Here is a 269-nt window from a genome sequence, read left to right on the forward strand (position 1 = left end):
GCCCCCACCGGCCGTCAGCCGACCGACACCCCCAACGACCCCCGTCGCAACGCCAACACCGCGTTGTGCCCCCCAAAGCCGAACGAGTTGCTCAACACCAGGTCACCAGACAGGGGAAGCGCACGGGGCGAGCCCGTCACCAGATCCACCCCCAGCCCGTCGGCAGACTCCACGCAGCCGATGGTCGGCGGAATCAGACCATGGCGCAGCGTCAGAACGGCGGCCACGGCCTCCACACCCCCCGCCGCCCTTGTCTCTTATACCCATCT

General features: G+C 68.8%; 1 pseudogene. It reads right to left on the minus strand.

The features are described 5' to 3' along the window. Nucleotides 1-14: 14 nt before the first annotated feature. Nucleotides 15-248: pseudogene (locus AOK01_RS39875) on the minus strand (hypothetical protein); the annotation flags it as partial. Nucleotides 249-269 lie beyond the last annotated feature (21 nt).

The sequence above is a fragment of the Streptomyces aurantiacus genome (assembly GCF_001418335.1).
GTDB lineage: Bacteria > Actinomycetota > Actinomycetes > Streptomycetales > Streptomycetaceae > Streptomyces > Streptomyces aurantiacus.